This window comes from Diaphorobacter oryzae DSM 22780, from assembly GCF_059568935.1.
In genome coordinates this window covers 233,726-247,018 of the sequence record NZ_JCANUL010000004.1, presented here as the reverse complement: position 1 = coordinate 247,018, position 13,293 = coordinate 233,726, and the positions used below count along the sequence as shown (strand labels likewise).

Below are 13,293 nucleotides of genomic sequence, written 5' to 3'. Positions count from 1 at the left end.
AAAAATGATAGCTGCTAGCGCTTGCTGCATGGGCGCTACAGCCATATTTCATTCAAATCAGGGCTGGCGCTTGGGATCACCGAACTCTGCGTCCTGGGGCGGTGTCTCGGCGGGCATGCGGAATTCCTCATTGGCCCAGGCGCCCAGGTCGATCTGCTTGCAGCGCTCGCTGCAGAACGGGCGAAACGGATTGGCCGGGCCGTAGAGGCTGGGCCCGCCGCAAGCGGGGCAGGCCACGCGCTTGGCGGCCTGTGGCGCGGGGCTGGGGGGGCGTTCGTCGGGTGCCATGGTGGATGGAGTCAGGCGCACAGCGTCAGTTCAAACGACGCATCCTCGGTACTGGGCACGAGCCGCCCGCCTTCCTCCTGGCGCATCAGCCGCACCGACACGATGAGCCGGTTGCCGCTGATTTCCGGGATCAGCTGCAGCGCCGGGTCGATGCGCAGGCGCAACAACTGGAAGGTGCGGCCCTGGGGCAGGTTCTGCTGGAACTGGCCATGCTCGGCAGCGACCTTCTGCGGCAGGCCGGAATCGCGCATCAGGCGCAGCAGCACATAGACCGATTCCGCCAGGGGGCCGAGGCAGGCGGACCATTGCTGCAGGTCATGCTGCCGCTCTTCGGCGGCGTGGTGCTGCCAGGCGTAGTAGGCCGGCAGGTCGAAGCCGCAGGTGCCGCCGGGAATGCCCACGCGGCTGCGGATGCTCATGAGCCAGTCGTTTTCCGTCAGCGATTGCCCGGCCTTGCCGCTCTGCGCGTTGAGCGCGGCAAAGCACTGGTCGAGCTGGGCGATCACGCCGTCGAGGGCCGCCTCGGAAATGGAGGGGTTGCCACGAAAGGCGTCGAGCTGGTGCTTGTGCTTTTCCAGGTCCTTCAGCACATCGGCCTTGAGGTCGGCCCGCGCCGCCACGTCCATGACCTCGAACATCGTCACCAGCGCATAGTGGTGATCGAGCGGGTGGGCGCGGGGGATGAGTTCGCCCAGCCGGCGAAACAGCTGTTCGAGTCGCAGATAGGTTCTCAGGCGTTCGTTGAAAGGGTATTCGTAAAGGATCACGCTACGGGGTTCCTGAGTGCGCACTGTGTCGGGGCAGGCGGGGCCTGGCGGCGCCATGACGGACGGGCCGGGCCCAACGCCAGTGCGCATGCATCATAGCCCGAACAATGCGGCGATCCAGCGAGCCTTTGTTTGCAAATCCGACAGCGCCAGACCGTCGTTGTACACGACGAAATCGGCGGCGGCGCGCCGCGCCGCGCGGCTACTTTGCGTGGCCATGATCGCGCGGATGGCGTCCACGCCCAGTCCGCTGCGCGCTTGCACGCGCCTGATCTGCGTGTCTTCCTGGCAGTCCACCACGAGCACGGCGTCGAGCTGGCGGGGCCAGCGCGCCGATTCGGTCAGCAGCGGTATGTCGAGCACGATCAGGCCGTGCCCGGCCCGGGCGGCATCTGCCGTGGCCTGAGCGATGGCGTTGCCCACCAGCGGGTGCACGATGGCCTCAAGCCGTTGTTTGGCGCTGGCATCGGTAAACACCAGAGAGCGCATGCGGGCGCGGTCAAGCGCGCCCTGCCCATCGATGTAGCCGTCGCCGAAGTGGGCGCGAATGGCGGCAATGGCGGCACCCCCGGGCTCCGTCACGGAGCGGGCGATCTGGTCGGCATCGATCAGCGTCGCGCCGCAGTCCTGCAGCATCGCGGCGAAGGTGCTCTTGCCGCTGCCGATGCCGCCGGTCACGCCTAGTCGCACGGGGCGCGGTGCAGCCGGTCGGCCCGGGGCGGACGCCATCACAGTCCCAACGTGGAGAAGATGGCCTGCATGATCCGGCCTGGCCCCCATAGCATGGCGGCCAGACCGCCGCCCACGAGAAAGGGGCCGAAGGGCACGTATTTGCCCTCGCGCAGGCTGCTGGCCAGCTTCATGCCGATACCGACAAGGGCGCCGATGACCGAGGCCAGCAAAATGATGGGCACCAGGGCCTGCCAGCCAAACCATGCGCCCAGCGCGGCAAACAGCTTGAAGTCCCCGTAGCCCATGCCCTCCTTGCCGGTGACCAGCTTGAACCCCCAGTACACGGTCCACAGGGCCAGATACCCGGCCGCGGCACCGATCACTGCATCGACCGGCGGCACAGCAATCCAGTGCAGCACGGATGCCAGCAGGCCCGCCCAGAGCAGGGGCAGGGTGATGTCGTCGGGCAGCAGCGTCGTATCCCAGTCGATGAACGCCAGAGCCACCAGGGCCGCGGAAAAGCCGCACCAGGCGAGCGTGGTGAAGGTCCAGCCCCATTGCGCGGCGCAGGCGTAGAACAGGGCGCCGGTGGCCAACTCGATCAGTGGGTAGCGACCGCTGATACGTGTCTTGCACTCGGAGCAGCGGCCGCGCAGGCCGATGTAGCTCAGCACGGGAATGTTCTCGTACCAGCGCACCTCATGCCCGCAGGAGGGGCAGCGCGAGCGCGGCGTCCAGAGATTGAAGCGCTCGGCGGGCGCAGCGGGCGCCTGGCCCGGCGGCAGCAGGCCGGTGTCTTGGGCGTATTGCGCACATTCCGCAGCCCATTGCCGCTCCATCATGCGGGGCAGGCGGTGGATCACCACATTCAGAAAGCTGCCGATCAGCAAGCCCAGGACGCCGACGAGTGCGGCGTCCATCACCTCGGAACCCGTCATCAGACCACTTGCCCCAGCTTGAAGATAGGCAGGTACATGGAGACCACGATGCCGCCGATGAGGGTGCCCAGGAACACGATGATGATGGGCTCCATCAGGCTGGACAGGCCGGCCACCATTTCGTCCACCTCGGCCTCGTAGAAGTCGGCGGCCTTGCCCAGCATGTGGTCGATGGAGCCCGATTCTTCGCCGATGGCGCACATCTGCAGCACCATGGAGGGGAAGACATTGGCATTGCCCATGGCCGCCGTGAGGCTGGTGCCGGTGGAAACTTCCTGCTGGATCTTGTCCGTGGCGATGGCGTAGACGGAATTGCCCGAGGCGCCGCCCACGGAATCCAGTGCCTCGACCAGGGGCACGCCGGCGGCAAACATCGTGGACAGGGTGCGGGTCCAGCGCGCCACGCAGGACTTGTCGATCAGGGCGCCAAAGATGGGCATCTTCAGCAGAAAGCGGTCCATGACCCGTTGCATTTTCTCGCTGCGTTTCCAGGCCTGCATGAAGAAGTAGAAGCCGCCGCCAATCACCCCGAAGATCAGCCACCAATAGGCCACGAAGAACTCGCTGATTCCCATCACAAACAAGGTGGGCGCGGGCAGATCGGCACCGAACGAGGTGAACACCTCCTTGAATGCGGGAATCACGAAAATCATGATGATAGTCACCACGACGAAGGCGACGATGATCACGGAAATCGGGTACATCAAGGCCGAGCGGATCTTCGACTTGATGGCTTCGGTTTTCTCCATGTACAGCGCGAGTCGATCGAGGAGCGCCTCCAAGATACCCGCGGCTTCCCCGGCTTCCACCAGGTTGCAATACAGGCTATCGAAATACATGGGGTATTTCCGGAAGGCGGCATTCAGCGAGGTGCCGGTCTCCACGTCTGCGCGGATGTCGTTGAGCAGCTTGGTCACGCTGGGGTTGGTATTGCCCCGACCCACAATGTCGAAGGACTGGAGCAGAGGAACGCCAGCCTTCATCATCGTGGCCATCTGGCGCGTGAACAGCGCAATATCCTTGGGCTTGATCTTCTTGCCCGCGCTCATGCGGCGCTTCTTGATCTTGGTGGGCAAAACCCCTTGGCGTCGCAAGGTGGCCTTGACTTGGTTTTCGCCGGAGGCTCTCACCTCTCCACGAACGATCTTGCCGCTACGGTCCTTGCCTTCCCATTCAAAGACGAAGTCCTTGATGTCCCTCGATGCAACGGTCGCCATGTTGTTCTCTCGTTGAAATGATTATTCGTTGGTAACGGCCAGCACTTCTTCCAAGGAGGTAAATCCCATTTTGGCTTTGTAGAGTGCCGACTCGCGCAGGGACCGGACTCCTTCCAGGCGGGCCTGCTCCGCTATTTCCAGTGCGCTGCCGTCCCGCAGAATGATTCTCTGAATCTCTTCCGATACGGGCATGACCTGGTATATGCCCACGCGGCCCTTGTATCCATTGTTGCAGGCCGGGCATCCGACGGCCCGGTAGGTCACCCAGGAGCCGTCGATCTCCTCATCCCGATAGCCTGCCTCCAGCAATGTTTCATGCGGAATGTCTGCCGGAGCCTTGCAGTTGGGGCACAGGCGTCGCGCCAGACGCTGTGCCGTGATGAGGATCACGCTGGAGGCGATGTTGAAGGGCGCAATCCCCATGTTGCGCATGCGTGTCAGCGTTGTCGGGGCGTCGTTGGTGTGCAGCGTGGACAGCACCAAGTGGCCTGTCTGGGCGGCCTTGATCGAGATGTCCGCAGTTTCCAGGTCGCGGATTTCACCCACCATGATGATGTCCGGATCTTGTCGCAGAAATGATTTCAGGGCCACCGCGAATGTCAGGCCGGCCTTTTCATTGACGTTGACCTGGTTCACGCCAGGCAGGTTGATTTCCGAGGGGTCTTCGGCGGTGGCAATATTCACCCCTGGCTTGTTGAGAAGGTTCAGGCAGGTATAGAGAGAAACGGTCTTGCCTGAGCCCGTGGGGCCCGTCACCAGAATCATTCCATAGGGGCGGCTGATGGCCTGGAGTAAGCGCTCTTTTTCTTCGGGTTCATAGCCGAGTGCGTCAATCCCCAGTTTGGCGCTGCTCGGGTCCAGAATACGAATAACGATTTTCTCGCCGAACAGGGTGGGCAAGGTGCTCACGCGAAAGTCGATCACGCGGTCCGGCCCGACCTTGAGCTTCATGCGGCCATCCTGGGGGACGCGCTTTTCGGAAATATCGAGGCGCGAAATCACCTTGATACGCGATGCCAGCTTGTCCTTGATGGCGATGGGCGGGGAGGATATTTCCCGGAGCTCTCCGTCGATGCGAAAGCGCACGCGGTAATGGTGCTCGTAGGGTTCAAAATGCAGGTCGGATGCCCGCATGTTGAATGCATCCAGCAGCATTTTGTGCAGAAACTTGACGACGGGCGCGTCTTCTACATCATTGGTGGCGGCATCCTGGGAGTCTTCGGAAGCTTCTTCTACGGGGATGTCGCCAAACTCGAAATCTCCGCTGCTGACGATGTTGTCAAGTGATTCGCCTCCACCTTTGGCGGTGGAGTCGATCAATTTGATCAATTTGTCATATTCCGCGATGACCCAGTCCACGCCCATTTGCGTGGTGAATTTGATCTTCTCTGCCGCCTCCTGATGGGTGGGGTCGGCAGTGGCCACAATCAGGCGGTTGTTGCGCTTGCTCAGGGCCATCACGCGGTTGGCCTGGCAGAGCTTGATGTCCAGCAGATCCTTGGACAGGCGCGCCGGATCAATGGCGCTGATATCCAGCAGCGGTGCGCCAAAGATCGTGGAAACCGTATGTGCGAGCTCGCTGGAGGTAATTGCGCCAGAATCGATTAATTCGGCGATGAAGCTGGTTCGGCCACTTTGTGATTTTTTGTAAATTTCCTCGGCGATCTTCTGATTCAGCTTCCCCACAGACATCAATGCGCGTGCCAAACCTGGCAGGGCAATGGACTGGGCTTCTTTCTGTGTGGTATCTACGGCTGCCATGTAACCAGCGGATTCTTATGGGAGGAAAGGAAACGATCCTATCATCGCCGATAGCCTATGGCGTGTACAGATTTGTCGGGCGCGTGCGTCGCGCAGGCAACGGGCGTGGCGGCGATCGCTTGATTTTCCAGGGTGCCAGACCGATGGCATACGGGATGCGTTGCCTCCCGTTTCATAAGCCAGGCAGAAAGCAGGAAACGAGAAAACCTTTATCCGCGCGGCATGTTCCTGCAGGTGATAAATGCGGACGTTACTGCGCGTTGTGTTTCGCCTGCGCGGCGGCACGGGCGCGGTCCCGTTCGGCTCGGTACTTGATGGCGAAGGCGCGCACTTCTTCCAGCGTCACGTAGTGGTCGCCGTTGGTGTCGGCGTCGTCGAAGGCCGCGGCCAGCTGTGGCACCAGGGCCACCTCGGCCCGGCTGAGCTTGCCGTCACCGTTGAAGTCCAGCATGTGGAACTGGCGGATCGCCTTGGCCTCGCCCTTGGACAGGGGTGCGCTGGCGCTGGCCTGAGGGGCATTGGCGTGGGCTGCCGGCTGCGCCTGGCCGGCCATCGGGGCCACAAGCGCAGCTAGGAGAAGAAGCAAGGCGGCGGGCAGTCGGTGCATGGGCGGCGGGAGTGGGCGGCTTGGTAGGGGTAGAGTGGCCTGCACCGCCACTGGTTCACTGGGCCGCCGTGGGATGTGTATCGCCTTGTGCCAGGCCCGGGCCTGTGGCGGTGGCATTGGCGACGCCGCTGCTCACATGGCCCGCGGGCACGTGCCGCGCTGCCGATGTGACATGGCCGGTCTGGTCGTCGAAGAAGAAGTCGGGCTCGAATTCGCGCAGGAAGGGGCCTTTCTCCAGCCCGCCCAGGAACATGGCCTCGTCCACTGCAATGTTCCAGCTCATCAGCGTCTGGATGGCGCGCTCGTGCGCCGGGGCGCTGCGCGCCGTGACCAGCGCCGTGCGGATGCGCATGCCCGTGGCGCCCGCATGCTGCAGGCGGTTGAGCGCCGCCAGCAGGGGCTTGAACGGGCCGTCGGGCAGGGGCTGCGAGGCCTTGTCGATCTCGTGGCGCTGAAAGGCCGCCAGGCCTTCGGCTTGGTAGATGCGCTCGGCCTCGTCGGAGAACAGCACGGCGTCGCCGTCAAAGGCGATGCGCAGCTCGTCGGGGTGGGCATCGCTGGCGTGCACGGAGTCGGTGAACACATGGGCCGCTGGGTAGCCCAGGCCCAGCGCCTGGGTCACATCCTCCACATTGGCCGACAGGAACAGGTGCGCGCCCAGCGGCCGCAGGTACTGGAAGGGTGCGCGGCCCTGGGTGAACACGCCGCGCTCCAGCGACACCTGGGCGGCGCGGGTGGAGCGGAAGATGCGCATGCCGCTCACCGGGTCGTTGCGCGACAGCATGACCACCTCCACCCGCCGGTGGCCCGGCTCGTTGAAGGCCAGCAGCTTCTTGACCAGCGAGAACGCCACGCCGGGGTGCGCGGGCACGTCCAGTCGATCCAGCTGCAGCTGCATGTAGGCCTGCGGGTGCGCGGGGTCGAAGAGGCGGTTTTCCTCCTCGAAGTTGAACAGCGCGCGCGAGGAGATGGCGACGACGAGCTTGTCGTCCAGGGTGGCGGCCATGGCGCTACTTCACGAACTGATTGAGCTGGATGATGGGCATGAGCACCGCCAGCACGATGAGCATCACGATCAGGCCCATGCCCACGATGAGCAGCGGCTCCAGGACCGTGGCCAGCTGCATGGCGCGGCGCTGGACCTCGGTGCCGAGCTGGTTGGCGGCACGCTGCAGCATCACCGGCAGTTGGCCGGTCTGCTCGCCCAGGCGCGCGAACATGGCCACCAGGCCCGGGAAGCGCTTTTTCTGCGCCAGGGCGGAAGCCAGCGGCGCGCCCTCGCGCACCAGCACCAGGGCCTCGAGCGCGTCGGCGCGCAGCGCGCGGTTGCTCAGCGTCTCGGCCGCGGCCTGCAGGGCCTTGAGGATGGGCACGCCCGCGCCCGCCAGCATGGCCAGCGTGCCGGCAAAGCGCGCCGCGTTGTAGCCTCGCGCCAGCTTGCCGACCAGCGGCAGCCGCAGCCAGGCGGCATCGAATTTCTCACGGAATCGAGGCCTGGACAGCGCCGCGCGAGCGCCAATAGCTATTAAAACGATAGCTATCAGCATGGCCCAGCCGTAGTTGCGCACCAGGTCGCTGAGGGCCAGCATGGCCACGGTGAGAAAGGGCAGGGCGCGCTTGGTGCCCGCGAACACGCTGGCCACCTGCGGCACCACATAGCCCACGAGGAACAGCACGATGACGATGGCGATCACGGTGACGATGGCAGGGTACAGCGCCGCGCCGATGAGCTTGGCGCGCAGCGCCTGGCGCTGCTCCAGGTCGTCGGCCAGGCTGTCGAGCACCAGGCCCAGGCCCCCGCTGGATTCGCCCGCGCCGATGACGGCGCAGTAGATGTCGGAGAACTCGCGCGGGTGCTGTGCCAGCGCGCGCGCGAAGGTGGAGCCGGCGTTGACCTCGGCGCGCAGCGCCGCCACCAGGTGGCGCTGGCGGTCGTCGTCGGCCTCGTCGGCCAGGGCCGTGAGCGCGCGCTCCAGGGGCAGTCCCGAGCCCACCAGGCCCGCCAGCTGGCGCGTCCAGACGCCCAGGCCCGTGGCATTGAACACGGGGCGCGTGAACAGTCGTTGGGACAGTGTGGGGGCGGCACCGGCCTCGGCGCCGGGGGACAGGGCTTCCACGTCCAGCGGTACCAGCGCCTGCGCGCGCAGCAGGCTGCGCGCGGCCTTGGGGCTGTCGGCGTCCAGGGTGCCGCGACGGATGTTGCCCTGGGAGTCCAGGGCCTCAAAAGAAAAGGCGGGCATGCGCGGTGGGAGCGGGACGGCAGGAAAAAGGGTGTGTTTGCGGGCCGCTACGGGACGGCGCCAACCCCGATGGTATCCGCAGCCGACGACGGCTGGATGTCGGCCGTTTTCTCTATTGGCCAACGGGGGCTGCCGCCCTCAGATCGCCACCTGTCCTCAGGCGGGTTGCACTGCCAGGTCGGCCTCATTGAGCTCGATGGAGCGTAGCGAGGCGGCGCGGTCCATTAGGGGCTGGCCGTAGACGCTGAACTCGGGCAGGGCGGGCAGCAGGCCCATCATCGTGCCCCAGCGCAGGTAGCTGGCCATGAGCACGTCGGCGGCTGTGAACTGGCTGCCGCACAAGTAGCGCCGGCCGGTGACGGCCTGGCGCAGCGTCTGCACCACGTCGTCGAAGCGGCCGTAGCCGGCCGACATGGCCTGTTCGGGCGTCTGCTGCTGCAGGTGGCCCTGGCTCTTGGCTGTCATTACGGCCTCGACGGGGCCGGCCAGGAAGAACATCCACCGGTGGTAGCTGCCGCGCTCGGCACTGCCCATGGGCGGGGCGAGGCGCTTTTCGGGAAACAGCTCGGCCAGGTAGGCGAGGGTGGCGGCCAGCTCGGTGACCACGGTATCGCCATGCACGAGGGCCGGAACCTTGCCCATGGGGTTGGTGGCGAGGTAGTCGGGGGACTTCATGGTGGTGCCGTATTCGAGCCGGATGGCTTCGTAGCGGGCGCCGCATTCCTCCAGCATCCAGCGCGTGATGGCGGCGCGGGAACGGGGGTGGTAGTAAAGCCGCAAGGGCTGGGTCGTGTCGTTCATGAGGGCTCCCGTCGGTTTGAAGGCATGGCGCACAGGCCATGGGAGCCACTGTAGGTGGGCATGCTGACAGTTTTTGTCAGCAGCAAGGTCAGCCGAGGTCGTAGCCCAGTTGCCGGGACCAGCGCTCGATCAGGCTGCTGCGGTGGTCGGGGTAGCGCTCCGCGAGGTCTGTGACGCAGCGCACGCGGTCGGGCCGGAAATGCCGGAAGTCCTGGCGCAGCTCGCACCAGGCGGCCAGGATGCGGCGGTCCCTGAAGAACGCCATGGCAAACGGCCAGACCCTGCGCTCGCTGGGCTGGCCTTTTTCGTCGGTGTAGTGCAGCAGCACCTTGTGCTGGCGCCGTATGGCCAGGCGCAGTGCGGTCTGCCAGGGCTCGGTCGTGGTGTCGTGGCACATGGATGGCACGAGCAGGCCGCTGGTATCGACCTCGATGCGCAGCTCCAGCGGCAGGGCGCTACGGATGCGGTCCAGCGCCGTGGCGGCCGATTGGGCCAGCTCGGGGTCGGCCTGGCGGCTGGCCCAACGCGCGCCCAGCAGCAGGGCCTCCAGCTCGTCGGGGGTGAACATCAGTGGCGGCAGCAGGAAGCCCGGCCGCATTTCATAGCCTATGCCCGGGTCGCCTTCGATGGCAGCGCCCTGCTCGCGCAGCGTGGCAATGTCGCGGTACAGCGTGCGCAGGCTCACCCCCAGTTGCCGGGCCAGTACCGGCCCGGGTTGCGGCAGGCGCGCGCGCCGCAGCTGGTCGATGAGCTGCAGCAGCCGGGCCGAGCGGCTCATGCCTCAGCGACCCATGGCCTGCACCGTGATGTCCAGGGAGCGCAGGCGCAGCTCGGGGTCGAACACGTCGCTGACCAGCATGAACTCGTCGGCGCCGGTGGCGCCCGCCAGCGCCGACAGGCCGGCTTGCACCGTCTGCGGCCCGCCGATCACGCCCACGGCCAGGAAGTCGGCCACGGCCGCGCGCTCCTGGTGGGACAGGCTTTCCAGGAAATTGTCCACGGGCGGCTGCAGCAGGCCGCGCTGGCCCGTGATGATGCCCAGCACACGCTGATAGGTGCTGCTGGCCAGGAACTCGGCCTCTTCGTCCGTGGGGGCGGCGATCACCGGCACGCCGATCGTCACGTAGGGCTTGTCCAGCACCGCCGACGGGCGGAACAGCCGGCGGTAGAGGTCGATGGCCGCATGCAGCATGCGCGGCGCGAAGTGCGAGGCGAAGGCGTAGGGCAGGCCCTTCTCGGCCGCCAGCTGGGCCGAGAACAGGCTGGATCCCAGCAGCCAGAGCGGCACCCGGGTGCCGGCGCCGGGCATGGCGACGATGCGCTGGCCTGGCTGCGCGGGGCCCAGCAGCTGCTGCAGCTCGGCCACGTCGCGGGGGAAGTCGGCCTCGGTCTCCGGGCGGTCGCGGCGCAGGGCGCGCATGGTGGCGCCGTCGGTGCCGGGCGCGCGGCCCAGCCCCAGGTCGATGCGGCCAGGGTAGAGCTCGGCCAGCGTGCCGAAGGCCTCGGCCACCACCAGCGGCGCGTGGTTGGGCAGCATGATGCCGCCCGAGCCCACGCGGATGGAGTGCGTGGCGCCGGCGATATGCCCCACCAGCACGGCCGTGGCCGAGCTGGCGATGCCCGGCATGTTGTGGTGCTCGGCCAGCCAGTAGCGCGCAAAGCCCAGCGTTTCCGCATGCCGTGCCGTGCGCACCGCTATCTGGAGGGCCTGGGCGACGGTGCCGCCCTCGCGGACGGCCACCAGGTCGAGCATCGAGAGTCGGGGCGGGTGTCGTGCAGTCATGCTTTGATTGTGGGCGGGGTGCGAAACCCGTGCAGCGCGGCAGGAATGAATTGTTGACAGTCGCATTGGTTGGCGATAGTCAATGCCAATTAAAATTAACTATTCGATAAAAATTTGTAACACGAAGCATGTTGTCACATATGCCACGCTGTGGCTTGGTAGACGCAACATGACCAATGGTGGGGGTGCGTATGGGATTCTTCAGCCGTTTGTTTCGGCCCCGGGCCGATGGCTTGCAGGTTTCTGAGGACTGGACGTCCCTGCCCGACAGCAACGCCAGTGAGCTGGTGCTCTACGACGCAGAAGCCAACCGGCTCATGGCGGAGTTCGATATCGACGTGGCCATCGTGAACCACGAGCGCTGGCTGCCCTGGCTGGCCGCGGCGCTGCAGGGCGCGCGCGATGAGCGCCTGCGGCCCGAGGTGGTGGTGGACGACAGCTGTTCCGAGCTGGGCCAGTGGCTGTACGGCAGCGGGCGGCTGGCGCTGGGGCATTTCCCGGCCTTCGACATGCTCATGCGCCGCCACCGCTTCTTTCACCAGCAGGCCGCCGCGCTGCTCCAGCATGCCGAGGCGGGCGAGGAGCAGCAGGCGGAGCAGGCCTACAAGGGCTGCCAGCACGCCTCGCGCCAGGTGGTTCTGCTGCTCAAGGAGCTGCAGCTGGGCCTGGCGCGCAACAGCGCACGCAAGCGCAGTGCGGAGCGCCTGGCGCGATGAACGCGCGGCCGGCCTGAAAAAAGAGGAGCTACTGACGCTTGCCAGTCAAGGGTTTCAGGCAGTTTTTGCCATGAAATTCATGTGTGGCAAGCGGTAGCAGCTATGTTTTTTGACTAATCCCGCGTCACGCGCAGCAGTTCCTCGCGGCTGGTGATGCCGGCCGCGATCAGCCGCTCGCCATCGTCGCGCATCAGCGTCATGCCGCCGGCCAGGGCCTGGGTGCGCACGTCGGACTCTGCCGCCTGGTTGTGGATCTGGGTGCGGATGGCGTCGTCCACCACCAGCAGCTCGAACACGCCGGTGCGGCCCGCGTAGCCCGTGTGGCCGCAGTGCTCGCAGCCCGCGCCGTGGCAGTGGCCGCAGTACTTGCGCACCAGGCGCTGCGCCAGCACGCCAAGCAGCGAGGAGGACAGCAGGAACGGCTCCACCCCCATGTCGGTCAGGCGCGTGACGGCGCTGGCGGCGTCGTTGGTGTGCAGCGTGGCCAGCACCAGGTGGCCGGTGAGCGAGGCCTGGATGGCGATCTGCGCGGTCTCGAAGTCGCGGATCTCGCCGATCATGATCACGTCCGGGTCCTGGCGCAGGATGGCGCGCAGGGCCTTGGCGAAGGTCAGGTCGATCTTGCTGTTGACCTGGGTCTGGCCCACGCCCGGCAGTTCGTACTCGATGGGGTCTTCCACCGTCATGATGTTGCTGCGCGTGGCATCCAGCCGCGCCAGCGCCGCATACAGCGTGGTGGTCTTGCCCGAGCCCGTGGGGCCGGTCACGAGGATGATGCCGTGCGGCTGCCCGATCAGGTGCTCGAAGCGCTCCAGCACCTCGCCCTGCATGCCCACGGCCTCCAGGGTCAGCTTGCTCTCGCTCTTGTCCAGCAGGCGCAGCACGGCGCGCTCGCCATGGGCGTTGGGCAGGGTGGACACGCGCACGTCGATGGCGCGCGTGCCGATGCGCAGGCTGATGCGGCCGTCCTGGGGCAGGCGCTTTTCGGAGATGTCCAGGTCGGCCATGATCTTCAGGCGGCTGATCAGGGCCGCGTGCAGCGCGCGGTTGGGCTGCACCACCTCGCGCAGCGTGCCGTCCACGCGAAAGCGCACGCTGGAGTGGCGCTCGTAGGGCTCGATGTGGATGTCGCTCGCGCCGTCGCGCACGGCCTGCGTGAGCAGGGCGTTGAGCATGCGGATGATGGGCGCGTCGCCGGCGGATTCCAGCAGGTCCTCCACGGCGGGCAGCTCCTGCATCATGCGCGAGAGGTCGGCGCCTTCCTCGACCTCGCTGACCACCGATGCGGCGCTCGATTCGCTTTGCGAGTAGGCGGCGCTGATGCGCTGGGCCAGCGCCGCGGCGTCGAGCGGCATGAACTGCTGCACGGCGTGCTTGCGCAGCACCTCGGACAGCGCGCCGGCATCGGGTGCGGGGCCGTGCCACAGCACGAGCTGCTGGCCGTCATCCTCCAGCAGCAGCTGGCTGGCGCGCGCGAAGGCGTAGGGCAGGGGGTGGCGCATC

At 66.1% G+C, this 13,293-nt stretch carries 14 protein-coding genes; 1 reads left to right on the top strand and 13 read right to left on the bottom strand.

What is annotated here, in order from left to right:
- Positions 1-57: 57 nt before the first annotated feature.
- From BP68_RS09035 to BP68_RS08980, 12 genes are all read right to left on the bottom strand, one after another.
- Positions 58-288: a DNA gyrase inhibitor YacG gene (locus tag BP68_RS09035; RefSeq protein ID WP_496370828.1), complete on the bottom strand. Its 231-nt coding sequence runs from the start codon at positions 286-288 to the stop codon at positions 58-60.
- 11 nt (positions 289-299) lie between these two features.
- Positions 300-1,055 carry a cell division protein ZapD gene (gene zapD / locus BP68_RS09030; protein WP_496370826.1) on the bottom strand — a complete coding sequence of 252 codons (756 nt, stop codon included), beginning with the start codon at positions 1,053-1,055 and terminating at the stop codon, positions 300-302.
- A 93-nt stretch (positions 1,056-1,148) separates the two neighbouring features.
- On the bottom strand, positions 1,149-1,784 hold the full coding sequence (gene coaE, locus BP68_RS09025; protein WP_496370824.1) for a dephospho-CoA kinase: 636 nt from the start codon (positions 1,782-1,784) through the stop codon (positions 1,149-1,151).
- A complete protein-coding gene (locus BP68_RS09020) occupies positions 1,784-2,665 on the bottom strand; it encodes a prepilin peptidase (protein WP_496370822.1) in 882 nt (293 codons plus the stop codon). The genes coaE and BP68_RS09020 overlap by 1 nt, the downstream gene beginning before the upstream one ends.
- Positions 2,665-3,882, bottom strand: coding sequence for a type II secretion system F family protein (locus tag BP68_RS09015; protein WP_496370820.1), 1,218 nt, complete (start codon positions 3,880-3,882; stop codon positions 2,665-2,667). Before BP68_RS09015 ends, BP68_RS09020 begins: the two co-directional genes overlap by 1 nt.
- 21 nt (positions 3,883-3,903) lie before the next feature.
- Positions 3,904-5,643, bottom strand: a complete 1,740-nt coding sequence (gene pilB / locus BP68_RS09010; protein WP_496370818.1) for a type IV-A pilus assembly ATPase PilB — start codon at positions 5,641-5,643, stop codon at positions 3,904-3,906.
- Positions 5,644-5,893: 250 nt separating this feature from the next.
- Positions 5,894-6,250, bottom strand: coding sequence for an EF-hand domain-containing protein (locus BP68_RS09005; protein ID WP_496370816.1), 357 nt, complete (start codon positions 6,248-6,250; stop codon positions 5,894-5,896).
- A gap of 55 nt (positions 6,251-6,305) precedes the next feature.
- The gene (locus BP68_RS09000; protein WP_496370814.1) at positions 6,306-7,256 is read right to left on the bottom strand and encodes a 5'-nucleotidase; all 951 of its coding nucleotides are present in this window, start codon (positions 7,254-7,256) and stop codon (positions 6,306-6,308) included.
- Between the two features lie 4 nt (positions 7,257-7,260).
- Complete coding sequence (gene gspF, locus BP68_RS08995; RefSeq protein ID WP_496370812.1) at positions 7,261-8,490, bottom strand: type II secretion system inner membrane protein GspF; 1,230 nt, start codon at positions 8,488-8,490, stop codon at positions 7,261-7,263.
- Between the two features lie 156 nt (positions 8,491-8,646).
- The gene (locus tag BP68_RS08990; RefSeq protein ID WP_496370810.1) at positions 8,647-9,291 is read right to left on the bottom strand and encodes a glutathione S-transferase family protein; all 645 of its coding nucleotides are present in this window, start codon (positions 9,289-9,291) and stop codon (positions 8,647-8,649) included.
- 88 nt (positions 9,292-9,379) lie between these two features.
- Entirely contained in the window at positions 9,380-10,069 is a 690-nt protein-coding gene (locus BP68_RS08985; RefSeq protein ID WP_496370808.1) for a helix-turn-helix transcriptional regulator, read from the bottom strand.
- Positions 10,070-10,072: 3 nt separating this feature from the next.
- A complete protein-coding gene (locus BP68_RS08980) occupies positions 10,073-11,074 on the bottom strand; it encodes an LLM class flavin-dependent oxidoreductase (protein WP_496370806.1) in 1,002 nt (333 codons plus the stop codon).
- A gap of 191 nt (positions 11,075-11,265) precedes the next feature.
- Between BP68_RS08980 and BP68_RS08975 the strand changes: the two genes are divergently transcribed.
- Complete coding sequence (locus BP68_RS08975) at positions 11,266-11,790, top strand: CZB domain-containing protein (RefSeq protein WP_496370804.1); 525 nt, start codon at positions 11,266-11,268, stop codon at positions 11,788-11,790.
- A 113-nt stretch (positions 11,791-11,903) separates the two neighbouring features.
- On the opposite strand, the gene BP68_RS08970 is transcribed toward BP68_RS08975, so the two are convergent.
- Entirely contained in the window at positions 11,904-13,292 is a 1,389-nt protein-coding gene (locus BP68_RS08970; RefSeq protein ID WP_496370802.1) for a GspE/PulE family protein, read from the bottom strand.
- Position 13,293 lies beyond the last annotated feature (1 nt).

Coding starts and splice junctions, on each gene's coding strand:
- gspF (WP_496370812.1), bottom strand. CDS start 8,490: ATGCCCGCCTTTTCTTTTGAGGCCCTGGACTCCCAGGGCAACATCCGT.
- BP68_RS08970 (WP_496370802.1), bottom strand. CDS start 13,292: ATGCGCCACCCCCTGCCCTACGCCTTCGCGCGCGCCAGCCAGCTGCTG.
- BP68_RS09015 (WP_496370820.1), bottom strand. CDS start 3,882: ATGGCGACCGTTGCATCGAGGGACATCAAGGACTTCGTCTTTGAATGG.
- pilB (WP_496370818.1), bottom strand. CDS start 5,643: ATGGCAGCCGTAGATACCACACAGAAAGAAGCCCAGTCCATTGCCCTG.
- BP68_RS08990 (WP_496370810.1), bottom strand. CDS start 9,291: ATGAACGACACGACCCAGCCCTTGCGGCTTTACTACCACCCCCGTTCC.
- BP68_RS08980 (WP_496370806.1), bottom strand. CDS start 11,074: ATGACTGCACGACACCCGCCCCGACTCTCGATGCTCGACCTGGTGGCC.
- BP68_RS09035 (WP_496370828.1), bottom strand. CDS start 288: ATGGCACCCGACGAACGCCCCCCCAGCCCCGCGCCACAGGCCGCCAAG.
- BP68_RS08985 (WP_496370808.1), bottom strand. CDS start 10,069: ATGAGCCGCTCGGCCCGGCTGCTGCAGCTCATCGACCAGCTGCGGCGC.
- BP68_RS09000 (WP_496370814.1), bottom strand. CDS start 7,256: ATGGCCGCCACCCTGGACGACAAGCTCGTCGTCGCCATCTCCTCGCGC.
- BP68_RS09020 (WP_496370822.1), bottom strand. CDS start 2,665: ATGACGGGTTCCGAGGTGATGGACGCCGCACTCGTCGGCGTCCTGGGC.
- BP68_RS08975 (WP_496370804.1), top strand. CDS start 11,266: ATGGGATTCTTCAGCCGTTTGTTTCGGCCCCGGGCCGATGGCTTGCAG.
- coaE (WP_496370824.1), bottom strand. CDS start 1,784: ATGGCGTCCGCCCCGGGCCGACCGGCTGCACCGCGCCCCGTGCGACTA.
- BP68_RS09005 (WP_496370816.1), bottom strand. CDS start 6,250: ATGCACCGACTGCCCGCCGCCTTGCTTCTTCTCCTAGCTGCGCTTGTG.